Raw genomic sequence first — 24,104 nt, 5'->3', positions numbered from 1 at the left:
CTGCAGGGAGTGTGGATCAGGCGCGGTTGAGGAGCGCGAACTCGTCCGCGCTCGCATTGCCGCCCGTGCACGCGAACGCCGCGGTCGATACCTGTCCACCATCGCCCTCCGCGATGGCCCCTGCAAGTCCGGCTGCGCCCGCGCCCTCGCACAGCGTGTGCGCGGCACCGGCCATCAGTCGCACCGCATCCTGCATCTGCTCCTCCGTCAGCAGCAGGAAGTCGTCAAGCCCTCCGCGCAGCACCGATTGCGGCGCGTGGAACCCGGAGCCCGTCGCGAGCCCCGAGGCGAAGGTGTGGATGGGTCGGCTCTCGATCGAGCCCGAGGCCCACGAGTCGTAGGCGGCCCGCGCGCCCTCGGCCTGCACGCCGACCACCCTCACGTGCGGGGCGATGGCGTCGCGGACCAGCACCGCGCCGGCAGCGCCGGAGCCCGACCCGATCGGCACATAGAGCGTGTCGATCTCCGGGTGCGCGGTCAGCAGCTCGAGGTACACCGTCGCGTGGCCGTGAATGATCGCGGGCTCCTCGCCCGGGTTCACGAAGTAGAGCCCCTCGCTCTCGGCGAGCGCCGCGGCCTCGGCGGCGGCCTCGGCCATGTCGTCTCCCGCGAGCACGACCCGAGCGCCCAGTGCGCGGACCGCCTCGACCTTGAACGGCGCTGTCGTCGCCGCCATGACGATCGTCGCCGCGACGCCATGCTTGCGCGAGGCGAAGGCGAGCGACTGGGCGTGGTTGCCAGTGGACACGGTGACGAGCCCGCGCGACGTCGCAGAAGCGGCTAGCGTCGCGAGCAGGTTCAGCCCTCCACGCACCTTGAAGGCGCCGGTTGGCTGCACGTTCTCGTGCTTCACGATCACCTTGCGGCCGGCCGCGCTGTTCAGCAGCGGGTACGACCATGCGGGGGTGGGGGGAAGAGTGGTGGCGAGCACGTCCGCTGCCGCGAGAACGCCCTCAAAGGAGAGGCCGTGGTCGCGAGCGGCCGAGGTGCCGCGCTGGGCCGCCGCGCCGGGGCGAACGGCCTGCGCGGCCTGGCTCCCGGCTAGGGGAGAGGCGCTGCGGGCCGCGACCGCGTCGGTCGTGGGGCGAAGGGTGGTTTCCATGAGCCCACCTTGCCGCGCCCGAATCCATACGTCCAATGAATGTTATCTCGCGAATTCATCGACGTTATCAATACAATGAGGGTCATGCTCGATCTCACCCGCCTCCAGGCGCTCGTCGCCTTCGCGCGCACGGGCTCGGTGAGCGCCGCCGCTGACGAGCTTCACTACTCGCAGCCCACCGTGTCGCACCATCTCAAGCGGCTCGAGGCCGAGACGGGCGCGGTGCTGTTCCGCCGCGTCGGCCGGTCCCTGGTCCTCACCGACGAGGGACGACGGCTCGCGGACCGCGGGGAGGAGATCCTCGGCCTGGTCTCGAGGGCCGACAGCGAGCTCGCCTCGGCCGTGTCTCTCCAGAGCGGCCGCGTGCGCCTCGCGATCTTCCCGTCGGGCATCGCGACCCTCGCCCCGCGCATCGTCACCGAGATGCGCGAGCGCCATCCGGGGCTGTCCCTCGAGGTCCGCGAGGCCGAGCCGCCCGAGGCGGAGGGGCTGCTGCTGGCCGACGAGGTGGATCTCGCGATCACCTTCACCTACCCGCGTGAGAAGCCGTCCGACGCGATCACCGCGGAGATGCTCGGCGAGGACCCGCTGTACCTCGTGACGCCGCCCGCGCGGCCCGACTGCCAGGCGGGACACTCGGTCGCAGCCCTCGAGCCGAGCAGGGAGCCGCTCGGCTCCCGTATCGCGATCGGGCGCCTCGCCGACTTCGCCGACGACGACTGGATGGCCGGCTGCGAACGATGCCGCGGCTACCTGGTCGCCACGTGCGAGGACGCGGGCTTCGAGCCGCACGTGCAGTTCGCGTCGGACGATTTCGTGGCCATCCAAGCGCTCATCGCGGTCGGGCACGGAGTCTCGATGCTGCCGGGCCTCGCGCTTGCGGCGCACCGTCATCCGGACGTGGTCCTCACCCCGATCGACGGGGCCGCGCGCACCCTGCGCCTCGTCTCGCTCGGCAGGCCACCGCTGCCGCCTGCGCTCGACGCGACGACCGCGGTGATCCGCGAGGTCGTCGCGGAGGTCGTGCCCGAGGCGGCGCCCGCGGACTGAGCATCGCTGGCGCCCCAGGACGAGGCAAGCCGCCGAGCGAGGGGCAGCGGGCTACTCGACGTCCCTCACGACGCGCAGTCGCGCGGGCTTCGGCGCCTCCGCGAAGCGCTCGTCCGCGGCGTTGGACACCTCGTAGATGCGATGCGTCGCGATGGGGTTCGGCGACGCTGTCCCGCCCGCGGTCAGCGCATGCGACACGGACAGCACCCCGCGGCAGGGCCAGCGCGTCGCTACCTGCTCATCCATCCAGGCCACGGCGTCGACGACGCTGTCCGCGACGATGTCCCACGACTCGAGCGCGCCGGTCAGGGCGTCGCCCGTCCACAGCTCCGCCCTGTACCTGGTGGGCCCGACGGGCTCCTCGATCGCATTGCGGTCATCGACCAACTCCGCCCTCAACAGAGTCATCACTGCCTCTCTCCGACGTGAGCGCTCCGGGTGTGCTCAGGGTTCCAATATGGCACCGGCCCCCGCGTCCTGCAGGGCGCGCGGTGACGGCCGGGGCGGATGGCACCTTGTCCACGGGTCCCGAAACGGTTGCCGCTGTCAGAGGTACGAGGAAGGATGGCCCGCATGAAGGATCTCGACGCCCTCGATGATTCCGCGAAGGTCGCCTTCGCGGACTCGGTGCTCGCGCGCCTCGGCGGGTCCCCGTTCGGCTCCGTGCCCAAGCGCGAGGTCGACATCGCGGTGCTCGGGGGGCTCATCGCGGCGGGCTACGTGAACGACGTCGACCCGATCTTCGTCACCGCCAAGCGGCTCGGCATCACGCCCGCGCGGGCGAAGTCCCTGCTCTACGGCTATCGCATGGCGCAGGACACGGAACCCGGCTTCGTGCGCATGCTCTCCGCGGTGCGGATCGTGTCGCTCGCGCGCGGGGGAGAGGCGGTCCTGAACGTCGAGGACGAGTACTGGCGCGACGCGTTCATCGCGCGCCTCAAGGAGGTCGGGGTCTTCACCGATGGCTCCCACAACAAGGAGCGGGTCGTCGTCGACGCGGACCAGTTCCTGGCCGCCTTCGACGACGCGTTCGGCAGGGATGGGGACGATGCTCGGGCCAGGCTCGAGGCGCTGCTTGCGGACGAGGCACGTGAGGGCCGGGTCGCATTCAGCCGCGCCGTCGCGCTCAGGGCGCTCGGCGAGATGGCGATGAAGGCGGCGACGGCGCTCCTGGTCCCGTGAGTCGCGAGTAGGGTGCCGACATGGAGACCTTCCCCGCGATGCCGACCGGCCGGATCCTCTCCGGCGAAGCCTTCCCGCTCACGCAGAACCCGAACCCGGCGAGCGAGTCGGAGCGGGTCGCGCTCATGGCGAACCCCGTGTTCGGCAAGGTCTTCACCGACCACATGGCCCGCGCCACCTGGGAGGGCGGCAGCTGGGGCGACCGCGGCATCGTCCCGATGGCCCCGATCCCCATGCACCCCGGCGCCGCGGTGCTCCACTACGCCCAGCAGGTCTTCGAGGGGATGAAGGCATACCGTCACCCCGACGGCTCTGTGCACCTCTTCCGCCCCACCGCGAATGCCGAGCGCATGATCGACTCGGCCTACCGCCTCGCGATGCCGCCCCTGTCGGTCGACGACTTCCTCGCGGCCGCGGCCGGACTGGTCCAGGCCGACGCGACGTGGGTGCCGCAGCAGGAGGGCGGCGCGCTGTACCTGCGGCCGTTCCTCATGGCGACCGAGACGAGCCTGCTCGTGCAGCCCTCGGACACGTACGACCTTGTCGTCACGGCGTCGCCCGTCGGCGCGTACATCCAGGCAGCTGGGGGAGTGTCGATCTGGGTCTCGCGCGGCTACCACCGTGCCAACCTCGGCGGCACGGGCGAGGCGAAGACCGCCGGCAACTACGCGGCGAGCATGCTTCCTCAGCAGGAGGCCAAGGAGCACGGCTGCGGCCAGGTGCTGTTCCTCGACGCCAAGGAGGACGCGTACGTCGAGGAGTTCGGCGGCATGAACCTCATGGTCGTGTTCGGCGACGGCTCGATCGCGACGCCGCAGCTATCCGGCACGATCCTGCCTGGTATCACCCGCGATTCGATCATTCACCTGCTGGGCGAGGCTGGCCGGCCCGTGCGCGAGCGGGACATCGCGCTCGACGAGATCCGCGAGGGGGTCGAGTCCGGCGCGATCACCGAGCTGTTCGCGTGCGGCACCGCGGCCGTCGTCACCCCCGTCGCCGAGCTCAAGTCGGACGACTTCACGCTCAAAGTGGGCGACGGCCAGCCCGGGCCCGTGGCCACGTGGGTCAAGCAGGAGCTCACGGACATCCAGTTCGGTCACGCCGAGGATGCGCACGGCTGGATGGTCCGCGTGCTCTGAGCCGGCGCCGGACGCGGGAGGCGTCTCAGCCGTTCGCCTCGAACCATTCCTGGAGCAGCGCGACGTTCTCCAGATGCTCGTCGTAGTCGGAGGCGAAGAGCGTCTCGCCGGTGTCAAGGTCCACCATCACGAAGTACAGCGCGTCTGAGTCCGCCGGATCCAGCGCCGCCTCGATCGACTCGTCCGAGGGGTTCGCGATCGGACCGGGAGGAAGTCCCTGGTAGAGGTAGGTGTTGTAAGGCGAGTCGATCTCCCGCTCCTCGTCGCTCGTGAAGACCTCCTCGTCGCCGCTCAGGTACTTGACCGTGCTGTCGAGCTGCAGCGCCATGTCCTGCTCGAGCCGGTTGTGAAGCACCGCGGAGATCATCGCCCTGTCCTCGTCGCGCTTCGCCTCACGCTCGATCAAGGAGGCGAGGGTGAGCACCTGGTTGGCGTCCTCGTCGGTCACGCCGAGGGCCTCGAGATCGGGCTCACGGCTCGCGATCATCTGCGCGGCCACTTCGTCGAGTGTGGACCCCGCGGGCAGCTCGTAGACCCCGGGCGCGACCCAGCCCTCCGGATCCCCTTCCGGTGCGGCGTCCTTGAGCGCGTCGAAGGCGACCTGGAATTCCACGTCGAACCTTTCGGCGAGGTCGAAGGCGACCTCGGACGCGGTGGAGCCCGCGACGATGCCGAGATTCTCATCCTGGAGGATCGTCCCTCCGTCCGCCGGCGACGATGCCGTGGCCGTGGGGGACGGCGACGTCGCCTCCTGGGTCGTGCCGGTGCCCGCGGGGCCCACCGACGTCGCGCCGAGCGACAGCGCGTCGTAGCCGTACAGCGCTCCCGCGCTGACTGCCGCGACGGCGACGGTGCCGGCGGCGTATGCGACGCCCCTGTCGCGGCGGACCCGGCGCCTCACGGGGCCCAGGTCGGTGCCGAGCCGGGTCGAGGCGAAGCCAGGCTCCGCGCCATGCTGGATCTGTGCCAGCGCGTCGTGCAGCGTGCTCATGAGAGTCCTCCGGAACGGGAGATGAGGGGCGAGGTCTCGCCCGGTTCGTGGCCGGGGTCCAGGTCGGGGTGGGTGGTGCGCAGCCGTGCGAGGCCGTCGGACAGGTAGCGCTTGACCGTGCCCTCCGCGAGGTCCAGCTCGCCCGCGATGCTGCGGACCGAGAGATCCTCGAGGTGTCGCAGCACCACGCAGGCCCGCTCGCGGGGAGGCAGCGTCAGCAGAGCCGCGTGAAGATCGGCGGTCGCGTCGCTTGCCGTGGTCCTATCGGACTCGACCGCGGCGGCCGGCACCACGGCGAGGTCGCCGATGTCCTCCGGTCCCCTCGCGGGTCGGCGCCGCGCCCGGCGCCTGTCATCGAGGAAGGCCGTCGTGATCGCGCGCTTCACGTAGGCGTGCGCGCTGTTGAGGTCGGTCGAGGCCCTGCCGCGCCGGAACGTCCTCACGAGCGCGTCCTGAAGCAGGTCCTCGGCATCGGCGCTGTCGCCGGTGAGGACGAAGGCATAGCCGTAGAGGCGTGAGCCGCGCTCTCGCATCAGCTCGTCGAGCACTGCGCTCCATCTCATGGAAGGTTCCTCGCATGGGTCATGACTACTAGTACGCAAACTAGCGGCGAGAGGTTGGGTGGTGCGTCGAGGCCGTCGCCGTGGACAAGGGGAGCGCCCTCGACGTTCGCACGTAGCCTTGTCCCACCATGCAGTCCCAGAGCATCTCGGCGCAGACCGCGCAGCCGCACGCCCCCGCGTACTCCCTCGTGCGCCGCAAGCGCATGAAGAACCTGCGCATCCGCGTCCAGCCCGAGGACGGCTCGGTCCGGGTGTCTGCGCCTCACTGGGTGCCCCGCCGCACGATCGACGACTTCGTCGCCGGCCGCGCGGACTGGATCGCGCGCGAGCAGGCGCGGCTCGCGACCTTGCCGCCGCCGCTCGCGGCGGGGCCCGAGGCCGACCGCCTGCGGGCGGAGCTGCGCGAGCGGGTCGAACCGCTGCTCGCGCGCTGGACGCGCGTGATGGGGCTTGAGCCCGTGCCGCCGTACACGATCCGTCGCATGAAGACCCGCTGGGGGACCTGCAACGTCCGCACCCGCAGGATCACCTTCGCTCTCGAGCTCGCGCGCAAGGACGACGAGAAGCTCGAGTACGTGGTGGTCCACGAGCTCGCGCACCTCATCGAGGCCGGTCACGGCCCCAGGTTCACCGCCGTCATGGACACCCACCTGTCCGACTGGCGACGCATCCGGCGCGAGCTCAACGGCAGATAGGGGAGTCGGCGCCACCTAGCGGTGGACCACCGGCGGGGCGGTCTCGCCCCCGGTCCCCGGTCTGCCCCTTCAGAAGTCCCAGTTCGCGAGCGGCGCCACGGGCGACAGCATCGCCACGGCCAGCTCGCGGGCCTGGCCTGCAGTGTGCTCGCGCACGAGGCCGGCCGCGGTCAGCGCCTCGACGCTCGTGCCGCCCAGGTACACGGTCGACAGGTGCTTGATGTCCATCGACAGGTCGGGCACGCTGCCGTCGGCCTTCGTGACCTCCGCGTCGCCGTCGCGGACGACGATGCGCCACTCGCCGGCGTTCTCCGGGACGTGCTTGTCCGTGATGCTGATCGTCACGTCGCAGTCGTGGAAGTACTCGCGGCTCTCGAGCGCCGACTTCACGTCGAGCACCCGGACCCACAGGTTGTCGATCACCTTCGAGCGCGCGCCGCGCGCGTCGACGAGCTGATAGAGGAGCGGGTCGTCTGTCGCGAGGTTCTCGGTGTAGGTCGTCTCGACCAGGTCGAAGTCCGTGAGGGTCTGCCACAGTCGCTGCGACGCGGCCGGGGTCAGCGCGCCGAACTCGCGGACCTGGCACACGCCGTCGTGGATGCCGATGCTCGAGTCGGCGCGGCGACGGAAGAACGCGTAGCCGACCGGCTCGCCCTTGTCCTCCACGATCGCGAGACGCCACATCTCCATGCCCTTGCGGTTGCCGACCGGATCGGTGAAGCGCGCATTGCGGCCCGAGCCCACCGGGTTGATGACGGTGCCGGGGCGCGTGAGCCTCGCCTGCAGGCCCGACACGAGCTCGTCGTGCGCGTCGAAGTCGGCGCGCTCGAGGCGCACCGTGAGATCGTCCGCGCCTTCGACGGGCCACATCTTGGCGCCGCGGGGGATCTCGGCCTTCACGGTCTGCGCGCCCATCCCGTATCCGAACCGGGCGTAGATCGCCGCCTCCATCGCGTACAGGGCGCTCACCGCCTCGCCGCGCTCGCGGCACCGGCGGAAGTGGTCCTTCATCATCGCGGACATGAGGCCGCGGCGGCGGTGCGCGGGGTGGACGCTCAGCCACGACAGTCCCGCGGTCGGGACGCGGCGGCCGCCGGGAGTCGTCATCTCGGTGCCGAAGCTCGCGTGCACCGCGGCGATCTGTCCCACCTCACCGCGGTCGGGGTCCTCGACCTCGAGCCCGCGCGCCCTCTCGGTGGGCAGCGCGTCGACGTAGTCCTGCCGGTCCTCGAGGAGCCATTCGCCGACGAATGCCCACTGGACCACCTGGAAGAACTCGTCGAGTCGATGGTCGGGGACGGAGATGGACTGGTATCCGGCTGCCTTCTTCATGGCCCCAGGGTTTCAAGGATCCGCATGATTGGCCAATTCGAGTTGATGCGTCACCTACCCGCGCTCGTGCGTCGTGCCTGCTAGCGGTGCGTCCCGGGGTGTGGTCAGAAGGCGAGGTTGCAGGCCTGCGGCAGGTCGCTGCGGAACGCGCGTGATGTCGCACGGACGGCGCCGGGGGTCTCCTCGGTCACCCGCCCCACGGCGTGGAGGGTCTCGACAGAAGTGCTGCCGAGCAGTGCCGCGGAGAGCGCATCGATGCCGAGCGCGAGGTCACAAGGTGCCTCGGTGCGCTCTATGGTCGGCGTGCCATCGGCAGTCGCCGACAGTCTCCACCGACCCTCATTCGTGGGCAGGAGTGCATCCGTGACCTCTATGACGACGTCGACATCGGCAGAGTACGTCCGAGCGCCGAGCGCGGCCGGCACGTCGAGGATCCTGATCCACATGCCGTCGAGCGCGCGCATGCCGACGCCCCTGGGGTCCTCGAGCAGCTGGAGCAGCAGCCCGTCGGTCCCGTTCGCGGTGACCTTGCATGAGGCCATGAGGTCCAGGTCGGTGACGACGCTGAACAGGCGGCGGGCCGACGCCGCGTCGACCGCGCCCCACACCTTGACGTCGACAGTGCCCGCCGCCGCGGTCTCGGACCACTTGATCTCGCGCGACAGCACGGCGAAGGCCGCCGGGCCGTGGGCGTCCTCGACGATCACGATGCGAGGGTCTTCGGCGTCGGGCTGCCGCGTGGTGATGTCGACGAGTGCGTCGTGCACCACGGAGTCGCCCATCTCGACCGGTGAGCCCGGCTCGTCGAGGCGCCGCTGGACGGCGCGCACGACGTCGGCGTGGACGGACATGTCGACGGTCTCGATGCGCACGGGCAGATCGTCGGAGCCCTCGATCGGCCGGAGCTTGGGGGAGCGGCCCAGGTCCAGGGTGCTCTTGACCGTGGCCTGCGCGTAGCCGAAGCGAGGGTAGATCGCCGTCTCCGCTGCGTACAGCGCGCTCACGGCCTCGCCGCGCTCGAGCGCCCGCGAGAAGTGGTCGGCGATCATCGCGCTGAGGATGCCGCGGCGACGGTGTGCGGGGTGGACGCTCACCCAGGTGAGGCCGGAGGTCGGCACGGTTCCACCCCCCGGCATGCGCAGCGTCATGGTGTGCGACGAATGGACTCCGCCGATCGTGCCGACGGGGCCACGCGTCGCGTCGACGGCCTCGAGACCCCTGACGTGATCCCACGGCACGACGTCGCGCATCGCCTCGGGGCTCAGCTTGAACGCGAAGGCCCACTCCACAGTGGTGAGCATCTCGTGGGACCGTGACTGGTCCAGCGAGACGATGCGATAACCGGCGGGCGCACTCATGCTGCGATCCTCGCAAACGAGGCGGGTCGCCGCGGGGCGGCGCGCCGCTCAGTGCCGCGCAGCGGGTGATCGGTGGTCGGGCGCGCTGTTCGGCAGCCCGCTGCGCCGATCAGTCCTGCGCGGCGGCGATCCTGTCGGACAGGCGTGCGTACTCGACCTTGAGGCAGCGGTTCTGGACGACGACGGCTCCTGCGTTGCAGGCCTTCTCGGCAGCCTCGGCGTGGCGCACGCCCAGCTGCATCCACAGGATCGGGGCGCCGGCCTCGATCGCCTCGTCCGCGACGGGCGGCACGTGCTCCGAGCGGCGGAACACGTCGACGATGTCCACGTCGACGGGGATGTCGTCGAGCGACGAGTAGAAGGCGTGGCCGCGGATCTCCGCGTCGGCCGGGGCGACGGGGTTGACGAGGTAGACCTCGTAGTCGGTGTGGTCCATGAGCCACTCGGCGATGCGGTGGCTCGTGCGCGCCGGATTGGGGGAGGCCCCCACGACAGCGACCGTCTGGGCGCGCGCGAGAAGGTCCACCAGCACCTCGTCGTCAGGCACCTCGGATCCAAGCGGCAGCGGGCACGCGGCGTCAGTCGTCATGCGAGTGAAACTCCCTGGGGCTATCCGGACATTCCCTATGAAGCCATGACACTACGTGAATGCGCGCTTCCCGCGGGCACTCGGTCCCGCATCGTCCCCGTCCCAGGGGTACTCGAGGGGTGCCGACCGTCCCGCGTCGTCCCGATGGAATGTCGGGAGCGGCCGCCCGGTTCTACTCTGATGGGAAGAGGAGCATCCCCTCTCCCCTTGAGACGAATGGGAGGCATCACCATGGAGAACACGACACCCGTCGCGACTACCGAGAGCAGCCCGAGCATCGGCATCCGTGCCGAGGACCTGCGCGCGATCAACCACGGTCTCGCGCAGGTGCTGTCCGACACCTTCACGCTGTACGTGAAGACTCAGGGCTACCACTGGAACGTCACCGGTCCGCACTTCCGTGCGCTGCACCTGATGTTCGAGGAGCAGTACATCGAGCTGCGCGACTCGGCCGACGACATCGCCGAGCGGATGCGCGCGCTCGGCTCAGGCGCTCCGGGCTCGCTGTCCGAGTTCCTGGACCACGCGACGATCACCGACAACGAGCCGAAGACCGACGCGATGGCGATGGTCATGACGCTCGCGGCCGATCACGAGACGATCGCGCGCCTCATCCGCCCGCTCGTGGACGTGGCCGAGGACGCCGGTGACGGCGCGACCGCGGACCTGCTCAACGCGCGCCTCGCCGCGCACGAGAAGACGGCTTGGATGCTGCGCTCGTTCGCCGCGGAGTGAGTCTGTCGGACATCTAGCCCCACACAGAGCAACGGGCCCCCGCGAAAGCGGGGGCCCGTACTCCTTGGCGCGGCTGAGGGGTTCGCGCCAGGTCTCTATGAGCTTCCTCAGCGGTGCAGAATCGGCATGCGGAACTAGGTCCCCCTGTTGATTCGCTCTCACCCGGAAGCGATTTACTTCAGCATAACCACAAAGTGTCACCATGTGCAGGTTCGTGTGGAAAGGATCACATTCCCAGCACGGACAATACGCGTCGTGCCTGGTGTGCCGCATCGCGAGGGGGTCAAGGCGCGACCGTGCGCGACCGCGCCCCGCCCGGCGTCACTCCGAACTCGCGAGTGAACGCGCGGGAGAACGCCGCCTCCGAGGCGTATCCACTCGACCGCGCTACCACGGCGACGGTGGCATCGCCGGCGGAGAGCTCGTGCCGGGCGGCATCGAGTCGCCATCGGGTGACGTAGCGCATCGGAGTCTCCCCGACGAGCGTCGTGAAGCGCTCGGCGAAGGCCGATCGGGACATCAGGCAGGTGCGCGCGAGCGAGTCGACCGTCCAGGGGCGGGACGGCTCTCGCGCCACAGCGCCGATCGCCTTCGACACCTGGGGGTCGTGCAGCGCGCGAAGCCAGCCCGAGCCTGTCTCGGCGCTCTGCGCCCACCACGTGCGAATCCCCTGGATCACGAGCACGTCCGCGAGCCGGGTGATGAGCGTCTCGCCGCCGAGTCCCAGATGTCCGGCCTCGGCTGCGATCAGCCTCATCGTCGACTGCATCCACTCTGACATGTCGTCTGTCATCGCGTCGAACGTGACCACGCCCGGCAGCTGCGATACGAGCCGCGCCGCCGCGAGGTGGCCCACCTCGACGACCCCGTACATCGCCTCGGCGATCTTCCCGCCCCCGCCCGCGCGCGTGACCTCGTAGCGCTCGCTCACCCGCTCGACTTCAAGGCTCGCGAGGGGGACCGTCGGTACGCCGGGCTCGCTCGTGAAGCGGTGCGGCCTGCCGTGCGGGATGAGTGTGAGGCTGCCGGCGCGGAGCGCGACGGGGTCCTCCCCGTCCACGTCGAGCAGCGCGTCGCCCGTGATGACGAACAGGAACGACATCGTGCCGGGCATGGCGGGAATCTCGATGCCCCACGGTGAGGTGAGGATGCTGCGGCAGTAGAGGGTCCCCTCGAGGCTCAGCGCGGCGAGCGCGGAGTCGACGACGTCGGCGCCGGGAGGCGGGGGATTCGTGGACGTTCGCATGGCAGAAGTGTGTCCCCGTGCGCGCCGCGCGTCCACGGCTCCGGACGATCTGTCAAGTGCGGTGGACGCGAGGGGATGGTGCGCCGCACACGTGGGGGCGACCGTGGTGGTGGCGGCGCACGGCCGCTACGAAAGGCGGCGCGGGGCCGCCAGGAGCACACAGGGGGATGCCATGTCTTCGATGACGACGGTGAGGATCTATCTCGGGGTGTCGGCGCTGATCGCCGGCTACGTCGGCGCGGGGCTGCTGCTCGCGCCGCACTGGTTCCACGAGCAGAACGGCGTGCCGCTGGGGGACGACGTCGGCCTGCTCAGCGAGACGCGTGCGCCGGGCGGCTTCCTGCTGCTGTCCGCGTGTGTGCTCGCCTCGATGGTCGCGACCCGCAGGGGCGAGCACGCGGGACTCGTGCTCGCGACGACGGTCTACTCGGGGTGGGCGATAGGACGTGCCGTCGGCTCGGCGGTGGACGGGATGCCGCCCGCGTCTCTGCTCGTGGTGTGGGGATGCGAGGCGGTCGGCGCGCTCGTCGGGATCGGGCTTCTCGTCGGCGGTGCGACGCGTGGACGCACGGAGTCGCTGACCGCGGGCGAGCGCGAGGCCGCCAGGGTCTGACGTGGGCCGCGAGTCGGCTCCCGGAGGCCGCCGCGTCGTCCCTGTTCCGCCTAGATGTAGTACATCGCGGGCTCGTGCACGTCGGCGTCGCCGGGCGCGTGCACGTGGGAGTCGCCCTGGTCGACGCACGAGGCCGCGGTGTGCGCCTCGGCGGGCTTGGGGTGCTCCTTGACCTTGGCGGGGATGCCGACCGCGGTCGCGCCGTTGGGGACGTCCTTGACGACCACCGCATTGGCGCCGATGCGCGAGTCCGACCCGACATACACGGGCCCGAGCACGCGCGCGCCCGCGCCGATGACGACGCGATCGCCGACGGTGGGGTGGCGCTTCCCGTGGCTCATCGAGGTGCCGCCGAGGTTGATGTTGTTGAACATCAGCACGTCGTCGCCGACGACGGCGGTCTCTCCGATCACGACGCCCATGCCGTGGTCGATGAACACTCGACGACCCAGCTGGGCGCCGGGGTGGATCTCGATCCCGGTCATGTGCCGCGCGTGCTGGGAGATCAGGCGCGCGAACGAGCGGCGTCCGCGCAGCCACAGCCAGTGGGCCACGCGGTGATACCAGACTGCGTGAACGCCCTGGTAGGAGACCCAGATGACGAACGATGAGGGCGCGGCGGGGTCGCGATCCTTCGCGGCGCGCACGTCCTCCGCCATGAGGGCGAGCCCTCTCGGCTTGTCCGTCATCTGGGTGCTCCTTCCGGGGTGTCTTCGTACGACGCGGGAGCGTCAGTCCATCAGGTCCGAGTAGAGGACCGAGGACAGGTAGCGCTCACCGAACGACGGGATGATCGCGACGATGGTCTTGCCGGCGTTCTCGGGGCGCTTGCCGACCTCGATCGCGGCGTGCAGCGCCGCGCCCGAGGAGATGCCGACGAGCAGGCCCTCCTGGCGAGCGGCCGCGCGCGAGGTCGCGATCGCGGTCTCGGCGTCGACGTCGAAGACCTCGTCGTAGATCTCGGTGTTGAGGATCTCGGGCACGAAGTTCGGGCCGATGCCCTGGATCTTGTGCGGGCCGGCCTGGCCGCCGTTGAGGATCGGGGACTCGGCGGGCTCGACCGCGACGATCTGCACGGACGGCTTCTTCGCCTTGAGCACCTCGCCGACGCCCGTGATGGTGCCGCCGGTGCCGATGCCGGCCACGACGATGTCGACCTCGCCGTCGGTGTCGGCCCAGATCTCCTCGGCCGTCGTCTTGCGGTGGATCTCCGGGTTGGCGGCGTTCGCGAACTGCTTCGCGGGGATCGCGCCGGGACGCTCCGCGAGCACCTTCTCCGCCGCGTTGAGCGCGCCGGCCATGCCCTCGGCACCCGGGGTGAGGATCAGCTCGGCGCCGAACGCGCGCAGCAGCGCGCGGCGCTCCTTGGACATCGTCTCGGGCATCGTGATGACCACGTTGTAGCCGCGAGCCGCGCCGACCATCGCCAGCGCGATGCCGGTGTTGCCCGACGTCGCCTCGACGATCGTGCCGCCGGGCTGGAGCTCGCCGGACGCCTCGGCGGCGTCGACGATCGCGACTCCGAGGCGGTCCTTGACCGAGTTGGCGGGGTTGTAGAACTCGAGCTTGCCGAGCACCGTCGCGCCGACGCCCTCGGTGAGCTTGTTGATCCGCACGAGCGGGGTGTTGCCGATGAGCTTGGTCGCGTCGTCGTAGATGCGTGCCATGGTGAGGTGTTTCCTTAGCTGTTGTTTTCCGGGGTGGGTAACGCCGAAGCGTCGGGTCGGCATTCCTGAGCATGGCAGGAAAACCTGGGGCGAGCACTGGTGAGGGGACCCGGACCCGGGTGTGCCGGGTTGTCGGGGGCCTGCGCCAGCGCTCTAGAGACAGCGGCAGGCGGTGGGCATGCAGGGCATGCACATGGCACAGGTGACGAGGGCAGGAGCGTGCGTCGCGACGACGCTGCTCTCGTTGCTCATCCCGTTTCCTCCCTGTGCGATGCGGCCAGGGTAGCGCCGCGCCCGATGCTGGGGCAAGCGCTGGTTGTGGGTCGCGCGGTCGCGGGGCCCGTAGGCTGGGCGCGTCCGTCAGCGAAGAAGGAGTGCTCGTGGCCGCCGTTCCGTACATCGAGGAGTACACCGTCGAGGGGTTCGTCCGCGCGAGTGCCCTCGAGCTGTGGAACCTGCTCACCGACCCGATCGACTTCGCGCGGTCGCGAGGGGACATCACCGAGATCGAGGTGCTCGACGGCGTGATGGGGGAGACCGGCTGCCGCACCCGGACCAAGCACAAGGTGGGCAAGACCGAGTTCATCGTCACCGAGGAGACCCTTGAGGCGGAGAAGCCGCGGCTGCTCGTGAAGCAGGCCCTCAACGCGCAGATGACGTCGACGTCGCGCTGGCAGATCGAGGACGCGGAGGGCGGCGCGAAGGTCACCGTCACGTCGACGCTCGAGGCGAGGCTCGGGATGATCCAGCGCTGGGCGATCAAGCGCCAGTCGATGCAGCGCGAGCGCTCCGCGATCGACGCGGTCCGCGACCAGTGCGAGGAGTACAGCGCCTTCTTCGACAAGCGCCGCGAGAACCTCGGCTTCGACATCTGACGCGACGGCGGGCCGCGCGCCATACTGATCCCAGGCATCGACCCCGGAACGGTGCCGCATGGAGGTCGTGATGGAGTGGCTGTCCTTCGGCGACGTGAGCTGGCTCGGAGTGCTGCTCGCGTTCGTCGCGTCGTTCATCTTCGGTTGGCTCTGGTACTCGCAGTGGGCGTTCTTCCCCGTGTGGGCCCGGCTCGGGAACCTGGACCTCGAGAAGCTGCAGAACGCCAACATGGGCCCGGTCTTCGGGCAGATGATCCTCGGCAACGTGCTCGGCATCCTTGCGCTCGCCATGCTGATGGCGGGTCTCGGCGCGTCCGGCCCCGTCGACGGCCTGGTGCTCGGCCTCATCGTCGGCCTCGCGTTCCGCACGGGTGCGCACCTCATCCACAACGGCTTCGCGCAGCGCCCCGCCGGGATCACCCTGATCGACGCCGCGCACGACACACTCGCGCTCGCGCTCGCGGGTCTCGTCCTCGGATTCTTCATGTGACGAGGGAAATTCTCGGCGTCGCCTGAACGTTGACGCGTGTATGACAGTGAATACGGATACAGCGATGACCCTCGGTTCCCTCGACCTGTCGAACGCGCCCCTCGCGCTCGGCGGCAACGTCTTCGGCTGGACGGCCGATGCTGACGCCTCCTTCTCCGTGCTCGACGGCTTCGTCAACGGCGGGGGCCTGCTCATCGACACCGCCGACGTCTACTCGGCCTGGGCCCCCGGCCACGCCGGAGGCGAGTCGGAGTCCGTCATCGGCGCGTGGCTCGAGGCGCACGGTCGCCGCGACGACGTCCTGATCGCCACCAAGGTCTCCGAGCACTCGGAGTTCTCCGGTCTGTCCGCCGCGACCATCCGCGCCGCAGCGGAGGCCTCGCTCAAGCGCCTCGGCACGGACCGCATCGACCTGTACTACGCGCACTTCGACCACGACGACCCGATCGAGGAGACCGCGGAGGCCTTCTCGAAGCTCGTGGATGACGGCCTGGTGCGCGAGATCGGCATCTCCAACTTCTCCGCCGAGCGGATCGACGCATGGCTCGCCGCGGCCGACGCGCACGGGCTGCACAAGCCGGTCGCGCTCCAGCCCCACTACAACCTCATGGAGCGCGACTTCGAGGGCGCGCTGCGCGACGCCGCGGTGCGTCATGGGCTTGGCGTGCTGCCGTACTGGGGTCTCGCGAAGGGCTTCCTCACGGGCAAGTACCGCGAGGCAGAGTCCGCGGTCGACAGCCCCCGCGCGGCAGAGGCGTCCGCCTACCTGGACGACCGCGGCCGCCGCGTGCTCGCCGCCCTCGATCGCGTCGCGCTCGAGCACGAGGCCGAGGTCGCCTCGGTCGCCCTCGCGTGGCTCAAGGCTCAGCCCACGGTTGCCGCGCCGATCGCGTCGGCCCGCAACGCGAGCCAGCTCGACACGCTGCTCGCGTCGATGCGCCTCGAGCTCAACGAGGCCGACGTCCAGGCGCTCACGGAGGCGTCTGCCTGACGTCTCGCAAGCTCGTCGCAAGGGCCCCGGCACCGTATGGTGCCGGGGCCCTTCGCGTGGGACGATTCCTGCACCATGGCTGACATTCACGCGGTCTCGTGGGACGAGGCCCGCGCACGGGACATCTCTCGCGACACCTTCGGCATCGACGTCCAGGCCGTGCGCCTGCTCGGTTCGAACGAGGACCTCAACGCGCGTGTCACCGCGACGGACGGCGCGCGCTACGTCCTCAAGATCAGTCACAGCGGGATCGCCAGGGATGCGCTCGACGCGCAGAACGCCGCGCTCGCACATCTGCGGGAGGTGGAGCCGAGGCTGGCTGCTCCCGTGGCGCTGCCCACGGTCGACGGATCCCTCGTGCGGGTCCTCGCCTGGGGCGCCGAGAGACGGGCCGCGCGGCTGCTCGAGTTCGTCCCCGGACAGAGCCCGACGACGAGCGCGAGGCTCGACGCGGACACGGCCGCCCGCGTCGGCGCCGTGGCGGGCCGCCTCACCGCCGCGCTCGCGACCTTCACGCATCCGGGGCTCGCAGCCGGGGGCGACTGGGATCTGCGGGAGGCGGCGAGGGTCGTGCAGGACGCCCGCGGCCATCTCGACGCCGCCACCCTCGCGGACATCGACTGTGCCCTCGACGGATCGCTCGAGCGCCTCGCGCGGCGGCGGCACGAGCTCCGGGTGCAGGCCGTGCACGGTGACGTCACGGGGGACAACCTCGTCGGCGACGCCTCAGGCAGCGTCGAGGGCGTGATCGACTTCGGGGACCTGGGACTCGGGTGGGTCGTGGCCGAGGCCGCGATCGCCGCCTGCTCGCTGTTCCAGCACGAGGGGGACCCGCTCGGTCTTGCGCTCGCGGCGATCGAGGCCTTCGACCGCAAGATGCCGCTCACCGACACAGAGATCGAGGCGCTGTGGCCCGCGGTGCGCGTGCGCGCCGCGGTGCTCGTGGCCTCCGGGGGCCGCGTGCTCGCGGACGACCCAGGCAACACCTACGCCAAGGTCCGCGTGCCGCTTGAGCGCAGGATGCTCGAGCGCGCTCTCGAGACGGGCCTCGATGAGGCGGAGCTGCTGATCAGGCACCGGCTCGGACGGATGTCAGCCCCGCCACCCGCCCTGAGCGTGATGATCGAGGGCCTCGGCGCTGCGCCGGTGCTCGACCTCTCCGTCCCCTCGCGCGTGCATGACTCTGGAGCGTTCCTGGACCCGAGCAATGCCCGCGCGGCGCTCCTGTCGCTCGCGACGCGCCACGGCGCGGCCGTGACCGCGTATGGCGAACGACGCCTCACCGCGCAGGCGGGCCTTGCGGGTGTGCCCTCCTCGGTGGCGCTCGCGGTCGAGGTGGCGGTGCGTGCCGGCACCGCCGTCGTCGCGCCGGCCGCGGGAGTCCTCCACACGCGGGAGGGGACGGTCCTCGTGCTCGACGGCGGCTCCGCGGTGCGGCTCACCGGCGTCTCGCCGCAGGCGGCCGACGGCGACCGGGTCGGCCTGGGCGACATGATCGGCGTCGTGACGGGGGAGCCGGGGGACGAGGGTGGCCACCGCATCGTCTCCGTCCACCACGTCCGCGACCCGCGCCTCGTGCCGCCCACCCACGTCCGGCCGTCGCAGGCGCGCGCCTGGCGCGACATCTGTCCCGATCCCGCGCCTCTGCTCGGGCGCGCCCCTTCGCCGCTCGAGGCGGATGAGGCGGCCGACCTCGCGGTCCGTCGCGATGCCGCGTTCGCGCGAGTCCAGGAGCACTACTACGCCGCACCTCCGCAGATCGAGCGCGGCTGGCGGCACCATCTGATCGACACGGACGGTCGCGGCTACCTCGACATGGTGAACAACGTCGCGATCCTGGGGCACGGCGAGCCTCGGCTCGCGGACGCCATCGACGCCCAGATGCGGCGCCTCAACACCAACTCGCGCTTCCACTACGCGGCCGTGGTCGAGCTCTCGGAACGGCTCGCGGCGCTCGCCCCGGACGGCCTCGACACGGTGATGCTCGTCAACTCGGGCTCCGAGGCCGTGGACCTCGCGCTTCGCCTGGTCCAGGCGGTCACCGGCCGGGGCGACATCCTCGCGCTCACCGAGGCGTATCACGGGTGGACCGTCGGCGCCGATGCGGTGTCGACCTCGCTCGGCGACAACCCGAGGGCTCTCGAGACCCGGCCCGCGTGGGTGCATCTGCTCGACGCGCCCAACACGTACCGCGGGACGCATCGCGGACCCGACGCGCCGCGCTACCTCACCGACGTGCTCGCGCGTCTCGAGGAGATGGACGGTGCGGGGGTTGCGCTCGCGGGCTTCATCGCCGAGCCCCTGTTCGGCAACGGGGGAGGGATCGCGCTCCCCGACGGCTATCTGGCCGCGGTGTGGGAAGCCGTGAGGGCGCGTGGCGGCCTCTGCATCTCCGACGAGGTGCAGGTGAGCTACGGGCGGCTGGGCGAGCACTTCTGGGGCTTCGAGCAGCAGGGCGTGGTGCCCGACGTCATCACGGTCGCGAAGGCGATGGGCAACGGCCACCCGCTCGGCGCGGTCATCACCACGCGGGAGCTCGCCGAGGCCTTCGCCGTCGAAGGTTCTTTCTTCTCCTCGGCGGGCGGGAGCCCCGTGAGCTGCGTGGTGGGGACGACTGTGCTCGACGTGCTCGAGGCGGACGGCCTCCAGGAGAACGCACGCGTCGTCGGCGGCCTCCTCGCCGACGGGCTGCGATCGCTCGCGAGCGCGCACCCCACACTCGGCGCGATCCACGGGATGGGGCTCTACCTGGGTGTCGAGGTGATCGCGGGCGGTCCCGACGCCCCCGATGCGACGGCCGCCCGCGAGATCTGCGAGGCGCTTCTCGATGAGGGCGTGATCGTGCAGCCCACCGGTGACCACAAGAACGTCCTGAAGATCAAGCCGCCGATGACGATCGATGCGCCCGCGGTGGAGAGGTTCCTTGCGGCGCTCGACCGCGTGCTCACGTGGCGGGAGTCGCGCGCGCAACTGTGAGCCGGGAGCCGCCAGGGCCGACTGTCGCCCCGGCGCCTACTCGCAGACGACCCCGTCGCCGTCGCGATCGGTGTACCACTCGTACTCGGGGTCCTTGCCCTCGTAGTACGGGCCGTAGCCCGAGGGCAGGTCCTTGCAGTACGGGTATCGCTCGTCGACGTCGTCGTCCGCCGCGGTGGTCTTCTCCGCCGCCGGCGCCTTCGTCTCCTCGATGGGCTCGCTCTGGCCGCCGAGGTTCTTCGCGACGACGGGCTGGTCGCCCGGTCCGGGCAGCGGATGGTCGGGGCACGTGTCGAGCACGCGCAGCATCGCGTCCTGCTCCGCCTGAGTCACCCACACGCCGTACTTCGCCTTCACGGCGATCTGCCGGGCCACGTACTCGCACCGGTACGACTTGTGCGACGGCAGCCAGGTCGCGGCGTCGCCGTCGCCCTTCTGGCGGTTGGCGCCGGCGTCGACCGGCTCGAGGTTGAGCGGGTCGTTCGCGAAGGCGACGCGCTTGGCGAAGCCCCACTTCTGCGCGCCCTTCTGCCAGGCGTCGGACAGCGCGACCATGTGGTCGATGTCGACCTCGCTCGCGCCGCCGTACTCGAAGACGATCTCGGCGCCGGTGTAGGGGTCGTCGAGCGTGCCCGACAGCACCTTGCACGAGCCGGACATCGCCGTGTCGGTCAGCCGCAGCTGGAGCATGTCGTTGCGCGTGTCGCAGCCGTTCGAGTCCACGTCGATCCAGCCGCTGCCGAACTGGTCGCGCGAGTAGCCGGTCTTCGCCGCGCGCCCCTTGACGGTGAGCTCGAGTGCAGCCTCCTCGGCCGTGCCGAACTCGGGCTCCTCGGACTCGGCAGCAGCCGCGGCCGACGGCTCCGGGGAGGACGCCGGAGTGGACGATGCGGTCGCCGAGGGGGAAGGGGAGGCTGCCGTCTCACTCGGGGTCGGGGAGGCGGACGCGGTGACCGAGGCGGAAGGCGAGGGCGAAGCGTCGGCGACCGTCGCATCGTCCGTGTCGCCCGGAAGGCTGCTGGCCGCGAAGACGAGCACCGCGGTGAGGCCCGCGACGATCAGCTTCGTCACGGGGGAGACGCCTTTGCGCAGGAGCAGCAGGACGACGCCGGGGATGACGCACATCAGGAAGCCGAGGATGATCATCGGCCAGCTCAGCCACCACGGGTTCGCGGATCGTGCGGCCATCATGCGGTCCAAGTGGTCGGCGCGGGCGCGCCGGCATCGTTGCTCATGCTCATCCCCTCAGCGGTCTCAGCGGCGGGAATGATTCTAGGCGGGGAAAGAGGAAAGCCCCGACGCCTTGCGGCGCCGGGGCATCATTCCTCCATGCGAGCGGGTGACGGGAATCGAACCCGCACCATCAGTTTGGAAGACTGAGGCTCTACCATTGAGCTACACCCGCACTGCCTTGTCGTAGCCGTCCCATGTCCGGCCGCGACCTCAGCGCGTACTAGAGTAGCGGAGCCTGGCGGGTGCTGGGTAGTCCCGCGCGCAGCGCGGACGGGGTGTGGCGCAGCTTGGTAGCGCATCTGCTTTGGGAGCAGAGGGCCGCAGGTTCAAATCCTGTCACCCCGACTTTCGGCGGATGTACCCGCTTCAGGCGGTGTCGCCGGCCACGCCTCCGTGTGGCTGCCGGCGCATGGGCAAGGTTCCGGCAGACTGACGCCATGATCGCGCCCCTCCCCGAGATCGACGTCGTCGCCCTGACCTGCGGGCGGGTGCGGGTCAGGCCCAAGAACATCCGCGGCACGGGCACCCCGATGCTGTGGTGGACGCTCACGGCGCGCGCGTGGTCGCGCTGGCTCCCGGTGCACGCCTTCCTCGTGCGACATCCGCAGGGCGCCCTGCTGTTCGACACGGGTCAGTCGCCCGAGTCGCTCGGGCAGGGCTACTACCCGGGAGGTCTCGTCGGCTGGGTGTTCCGTCGGCAGGCCGAGTTCCAGGTCGCGGCCGAGCATGGTCTGGCGGCCCAGCTGGAGGCGGCGGGATCGTCGATCGCCGATGTGGACCTCGCGGCCGTCTCGCACCTGCATCAGGATCACGCGGGCAACGTCGCGCTGCTCGGCGAGACCTCTGTGCTGCTGTCACGTGCCGAGCACGACCTCCTGTCGGAGAAGGACCCGTCGCTCCACGGCGTGCTTGCCGACCACGTCGGCGCCGCGAACTATCGGCCCGTGGACTTCACGCCGTCGGCCGACCCCGCTCTCGCGGTCTTCGAGGGTGCGCACGACGTGTTCGGCGACGGCGCACTCGTCCTCGTCCCCACGCCGGGCCACACGCCGGGGTCGATGAGCCTGCTCGTGAGGCGCGCGAACGCGGCGCCGCTGCTGCTCGTCGGCGACCTCACCTACGACCCCGCGCTGCTCGAGGAGGGCATCGTCCCGGATGTCGGCGACCGGAGCGCCCAGCGGGATTCGTCCCGCCGCGTCCGCGAGCTGAGCGAGGCGCTGCCAGGACTGATCGTGCTGGCCGCCCACGACCCCGAGGCCCAGGCGCTGCTCGCCTAGCCGTAGAACGGCGCTCCGCCGCCGATCCTCACCGCCGTGTAGAACGTGGACGCGCCGACGTCGCACGCGGCGGCCTCCGCCGCCGGCAGGGTGGGGCAGATCGCGAGCATGTTGTCCCGGAAGTCCTTGTCGAGCTGCGCGCGCGAGGCGTCCAGGGGCGACAGCCCCGCGTTGCCGAGCTGCGCGTAGCCGTAGTCGTGCAGCACGCACGCGAGGAAGAACGTGTCGCTGAGGTCGTCGAGGCTGCCGAGGAGCCCCTCGATCTCCGAGGGGACGCTGCAGCCGTCGGAGGCGAGGATCATCGCCTCTGTCGGAGCGGCGTCCATCGCGGCGAACACGTCCGCGATCGCGCCGGCGTCGGCGGCCGCGGGCACGGGCTCGGGCAGGGCGACCAGTCCCGAGGACTTGACTCGCCAGCCGCTGAGGAGCGTCACCTTCACGCCGGTGATCGCGAGGCCGTAGCCGGCCTCGAGCGTGAACGACGAGGGGCCCCGATCGCAGCTCGAGGTCTGCGTCACGTTCGGCCCCGACTCGACCACGAGCGTGGTGACCACGGTGCAGCGGGACGCCTCGGACAGGTCCAGCACGACCTCGGCCCCCCAACCGTCGCGGGTGGCCGTGAAGCCGACGGAGTCGCCCCGCACGGAGACGCTGCCGGTGACTGATGCCGCGGGTGTCGCGGCCGCGGAGGCCGACGGAGCGGCGGCGATCGCCATCGCGAGGGTCAGCGCCAGGGCGAGCGCGGCCGCGAGTGGGCGCGGCAGGGCAAAGGCGGAGCGGGACATCGTTGTCTCCTTCGGGGCAAGGATCGCGGGAGGGGTCTCCCTCGTGCAATGTACGTCCGCCCTGGAAGGTCCGCTCGTCAGTGGCACGAGGTGCCGACAGGGGTGCGCGCGGGTGGGCTGAGGGCAGCGGGTCCGCCGGGCACCCTGCCCGGACGCGACGATGCCCGGACCGAGGCGGCCCGGGCATCGTCCCTGGAGAGGTGAGCGGGGGATCAGGGAACCGTGTGCCCCGCGGTCCGGAACATCTCGTACCACTCGGCGCGCGACAGGTGGACGTCCGCGCCCTGCGCCGCGGCCGTCACGCGCGCCGGCGTCGTCGTGCCGAGCACGACCTGCATCGTCGCGGGGATGCGCGTGAGCCACGCGACCGCGATGGCCTCGGCGGGCACCTCGTACTTCCACGCGAGCTTGTCGATGACCTCGTTCAGCTCCTTGTAGTCGGGGTTGCCGAGGAACGGGCCGTTGAAGAAGCGCGCCTGGAACGGCGACCACGCCTGGATCGCCATGTCGTTGATGCGCGCGTAGTCGACCATGCCGTTGTCGCGGTCGATCGACTGGTCCAGGTCCGCCATGTTCGCCGCGATGCCGCTCGCGATCGCCGGAGCGTGCGTGACCGACATCTGGATCTGGTTCGCGACGAGCGGCTGCGTGACCGACGTCTTGAGCAGGTCGATCTGGCCGGGCGTGTGGTTCGAGACGCCGAAGTGGCGCACCTTGCCGGCGTGGTGCAGCTCGTCGAACGCGCGCGCGACCTCGTCGGGCTCCATGAGCGCGTCGGGGCGGTGCAGCAGCAGGATGTCGAGGTAGTCGGTGCCGAGCGCCTCGAGCGACGACTCGACCGACGACACGATGTGCTCATACGAGAAGTCGAAGTACGGTCCGGGGTTGCGGATGCCGCACTTGGACTGGATCGTGACGGCCTCGCGCTCGGACGGGCTCAGGCTCAGCGCCTCCGCGAAGCGGCGCTCGCAGCCGTGGTACGGCGGGCCGTACAGGTCCGCGTGGTCGAAGAAGTCGATGCCGGCGTCGCGCGCCGCGCCGACGAGCGTCCTGATCTCGTCGTCCGACTTCTCGACGATGCGCATCAGCCCCAGCACGACGGCCGGAGCCGTGATCTCGGTGCCGGGCATGGTGAACGTCTTCATGGGAGTCCTTCCAGGTGTCCTTCCCCGGCGGCGTCGCCGGGGCACGCCTTCCACCCTAGGCCCGCGGGAC

General features: G+C 70.6%; 24 protein-coding genes and 2 tRNA genes. 12 read left to right on the top strand and 14 right to left on the bottom strand.

Annotated elements, in window-relative coordinates; translation table 11 throughout:
- Window positions 1-16 precede the first annotated feature (16 nt).
- A complete protein-coding gene (locus B7K23_RS14545) occupies window positions 17-1,102 on the bottom strand; it encodes a threonine/serine dehydratase (RefSeq protein WP_084127402.1) in 1,086 nt (361 codons plus the stop codon).
- An 84-nt stretch (window positions 1,103-1,186) separates the two neighbouring features.
- Between B7K23_RS14545 and B7K23_RS14540 the strand changes: the two genes are divergently transcribed.
- Entirely contained in the window at window positions 1,187-2,152 is a 966-nt protein-coding gene (locus B7K23_RS14540; RefSeq protein WP_084127401.1) for a LysR family transcriptional regulator, read from the top strand.
- Between the two features lie 51 nt (window positions 2,153-2,203).
- Here the strand turns inward: B7K23_RS14540 and B7K23_RS14535 are convergent, their stop codons facing one another.
- The gene (locus B7K23_RS14535) at window positions 2,204-2,560 is read right to left on the bottom strand and encodes a hypothetical protein (RefSeq protein ID WP_143338322.1); all 357 of its coding nucleotides are present in this window, start codon (window positions 2,558-2,560) and stop codon (window positions 2,204-2,206) included.
- A gap of 165 nt (window positions 2,561-2,725) precedes the next feature.
- Between B7K23_RS14535 and B7K23_RS14530 the strand changes: the two genes are divergently transcribed.
- The gene (locus B7K23_RS14530) at window positions 2,726-3,334 is read left to right on the top strand and encodes a hypothetical protein (RefSeq protein WP_084127399.1); all 609 of its coding nucleotides are present in this window, start codon (window positions 2,726-2,728) and stop codon (window positions 3,332-3,334) included.
- Window positions 3,335-3,354: 20 nt separating this feature from the next.
- Window positions 3,355-4,473, top strand: coding sequence for a branched-chain amino acid aminotransferase (locus B7K23_RS14525; RefSeq protein WP_084127398.1), 1,119 nt, complete (start codon window positions 3,355-3,357; stop codon window positions 4,471-4,473).
- 25 nt (window positions 4,474-4,498) lie between these two features.
- Here B7K23_RS14525 and mltG read toward each other — a convergent pair whose 3' ends face one another.
- A complete protein-coding gene (gene mltG / locus B7K23_RS14520) occupies window positions 4,499-5,464 on the bottom strand; it encodes an endolytic transglycosylase MltG (RefSeq protein ID WP_084127397.1) in 966 nt (321 codons plus the stop codon).
- Window positions 5,461-6,027 carry an RNA polymerase sigma factor gene (locus tag B7K23_RS14515; protein WP_084127396.1) on the bottom strand — a complete coding sequence of 189 codons (567 nt, stop codon included), beginning with the start codon at window positions 6,025-6,027 and terminating at the stop codon, window positions 5,461-5,463. The genes mltG and B7K23_RS14515 overlap by 4 nt, the downstream gene beginning before the upstream one ends.
- Before the next feature lie 128 nt (window positions 6,028-6,155).
- On the opposite strand from B7K23_RS14515, the gene B7K23_RS14510 reads away from it, so the two are divergent.
- Window positions 6,156-6,722, top strand: a complete 567-nt coding sequence (locus tag B7K23_RS14510; RefSeq protein WP_084127395.1) for a M48 family metallopeptidase — start codon at window positions 6,156-6,158, stop codon at window positions 6,720-6,722.
- Window positions 6,723-6,791: 69 nt separating this feature from the next.
- On the opposite strand, the gene eis (B7K23_RS14505) is transcribed toward B7K23_RS14510, so the two are convergent.
- The 3 genes from eis (B7K23_RS14505) to B7K23_RS14495 all read right to left on the bottom strand — a co-directional run bounded on the left by eis (B7K23_RS14505) (window position 6,792) and on the right by B7K23_RS14495 (window position 10,001).
- Window positions 6,792-8,054: an enhanced intracellular survival protein Eis gene (gene eis, locus B7K23_RS14505; protein ID WP_084127394.1), complete on the bottom strand. Its 1,263-nt coding sequence runs from the start codon at window positions 8,052-8,054 to the stop codon at window positions 6,792-6,794.
- 104 nt (window positions 8,055-8,158) lie between these two features.
- On the bottom strand, window positions 8,159-9,412 hold the full coding sequence (gene eis, locus B7K23_RS14500; protein WP_084127393.1) for an enhanced intracellular survival protein Eis: 1,254 nt from the start codon (window positions 9,410-9,412) through the stop codon (window positions 8,159-8,161).
- Between the two features lie 109 nt (window positions 9,413-9,521).
- On the bottom strand, window positions 9,522-10,001 hold the full coding sequence (locus B7K23_RS14495; RefSeq protein ID WP_200809858.1) for a CoA-binding protein: 480 nt from the start codon (window positions 9,999-10,001) through the stop codon (window positions 9,522-9,524).
- 231 nt (window positions 10,002-10,232) lie between these two features.
- Between B7K23_RS14495 and B7K23_RS14490 the strand changes: the two genes are divergently transcribed.
- The gene (locus B7K23_RS14490; protein WP_084127579.1) at window positions 10,233-10,736 is read left to right on the top strand and encodes a Dps family protein; all 504 of its coding nucleotides are present in this window, start codon (window positions 10,233-10,235) and stop codon (window positions 10,734-10,736) included.
- A 283-nt stretch (window positions 10,737-11,019) separates the two neighbouring features.
- On the opposite strand, the gene B7K23_RS14485 is transcribed toward B7K23_RS14490, so the two are convergent.
- Window positions 11,020-11,982: an AraC family transcriptional regulator gene (locus tag B7K23_RS14485; protein ID WP_084127392.1), complete on the bottom strand. Its 963-nt coding sequence runs from the start codon at window positions 11,980-11,982 to the stop codon at window positions 11,020-11,022.
- Window positions 11,983-12,154: 172 nt separating this feature from the next.
- Between B7K23_RS14485 and B7K23_RS14480 the strand changes: the two genes are divergently transcribed.
- Window positions 12,155-12,595 (top strand): DUF4345 domain-containing protein, encoded by a 441-nt coding sequence (locus B7K23_RS14480; protein WP_084127391.1) that lies wholly within the window; start codon window positions 12,155-12,157, stop codon window positions 12,593-12,595.
- Window positions 12,596-12,645: 50 nt separating this feature from the next.
- Here the strand turns inward: B7K23_RS14480 and cysE are convergent, their stop codons facing one another.
- Together cysE and cysK are read right to left on the bottom strand one after the other, a co-directional pair.
- Window positions 12,646-13,284 carry a serine O-acetyltransferase gene (gene cysE / locus B7K23_RS14475; protein ID WP_084127390.1) on the bottom strand — a complete coding sequence of 213 codons (639 nt, stop codon included), beginning with the start codon at window positions 13,282-13,284 and terminating at the stop codon, window positions 12,646-12,648.
- A gap of 42 nt (window positions 13,285-13,326) precedes the next feature.
- A complete protein-coding gene (gene cysK / locus B7K23_RS14470) occupies window positions 13,327-14,262 on the bottom strand; it encodes a cysteine synthase A (RefSeq protein ID WP_084127389.1) in 936 nt (311 codons plus the stop codon).
- Window positions 14,263-14,642: 380 nt separating this feature from the next.
- Here cysK and B7K23_RS14465 point away from each other — a divergent pair, with 380 nt between their 5' ends.
- The 4 genes from B7K23_RS14465 (at window position 14,643) to B7K23_RS14450 (ending at window position 19,594) form a co-directional block, all read left to right on the top strand.
- A complete protein-coding gene (locus B7K23_RS14465; RefSeq protein WP_084127388.1) occupies window positions 14,643-15,137 on the top strand; it encodes an SRPBCC family protein in 495 nt (164 codons plus the stop codon).
- Window positions 15,138-15,207: 70 nt separating this feature from the next.
- Complete coding sequence (locus B7K23_RS14460) at window positions 15,208-15,627, top strand: DUF1761 domain-containing protein (RefSeq protein ID WP_159451441.1); 420 nt, start codon at window positions 15,208-15,210, stop codon at window positions 15,625-15,627.
- Window positions 15,628-15,691: 64 nt separating this feature from the next.
- A complete protein-coding gene (locus tag B7K23_RS14455; protein ID WP_200809857.1) occupies window positions 15,692-16,618 on the top strand; it encodes an aldo/keto reductase in 927 nt (308 codons plus the stop codon).
- A gap of 75 nt (window positions 16,619-16,693) precedes the next feature.
- A complete protein-coding gene (locus tag B7K23_RS14450; RefSeq protein WP_143338319.1) occupies window positions 16,694-19,594 on the top strand; it encodes an aminotransferase in 2,901 nt (966 codons plus the stop codon).
- A 36-nt stretch (window positions 19,595-19,630) separates the two neighbouring features.
- On the opposite strand, the gene B7K23_RS14445 is transcribed toward B7K23_RS14450, so the two are convergent.
- Window positions 19,631-20,782 carry a DUF1524 domain-containing protein gene (locus B7K23_RS14445; RefSeq protein WP_200809856.1) on the bottom strand — a complete coding sequence of 384 codons (1,152 nt, stop codon included), beginning with the start codon at window positions 20,780-20,782 and terminating at the stop codon, window positions 19,631-19,633.
- 146 nt (window positions 20,783-20,928) lie between these two features.
- Window positions 20,929-20,999 (bottom strand) — tRNA-Gly (locus B7K23_RS14440).
- Between the two features lie 99 nt (window positions 21,000-21,098).
- Here B7K23_RS14440 and B7K23_RS14435 point away from each other — a divergent pair.
- Window positions 21,099-21,172 (top strand) — tRNA-Pro (locus tag B7K23_RS14435).
- Between the two features lie 92 nt (window positions 21,173-21,264).
- On the top strand, window positions 21,265-22,104 hold the full coding sequence (locus B7K23_RS14430) for an N-acyl homoserine lactonase family protein (protein WP_084127384.1): 840 nt from the start codon (window positions 21,265-21,267) through the stop codon (window positions 22,102-22,104).
- On the opposite strand, the gene B7K23_RS14425 is transcribed toward B7K23_RS14430, so the two are convergent.
- Entirely contained in the window at window positions 22,101-22,889 is a 789-nt protein-coding gene (locus B7K23_RS14425) for a phospholipase A2 (RefSeq protein ID WP_084127383.1), read from the bottom strand. The genes B7K23_RS14430 and B7K23_RS14425 overlap by 4 nt on opposite strands.
- A gap of 212 nt (window positions 22,890-23,101) precedes the next feature.
- Window positions 23,102-24,034 (bottom strand): aldo/keto reductase family oxidoreductase, encoded by a 933-nt coding sequence (locus B7K23_RS14420; RefSeq protein ID WP_084127382.1) that lies wholly within the window; start codon window positions 24,032-24,034, stop codon window positions 23,102-23,104.
- Window positions 24,035-24,104 lie beyond the last annotated feature (70 nt).

Origin of the sequence: Demequina sp. NBRC 110054, assembly GCF_002090115.1 — a bacterium.
In the GTDB taxonomy this organism is placed as follows: domain Bacteria; phylum Actinomycetota; class Actinomycetes; order Actinomycetales; family Demequinaceae; genus Demequina.
The sequence above is the reverse complement of the archived record's forward strand: the minus strand, read 5'-3'. Positions and strand labels throughout refer to the sequence as shown.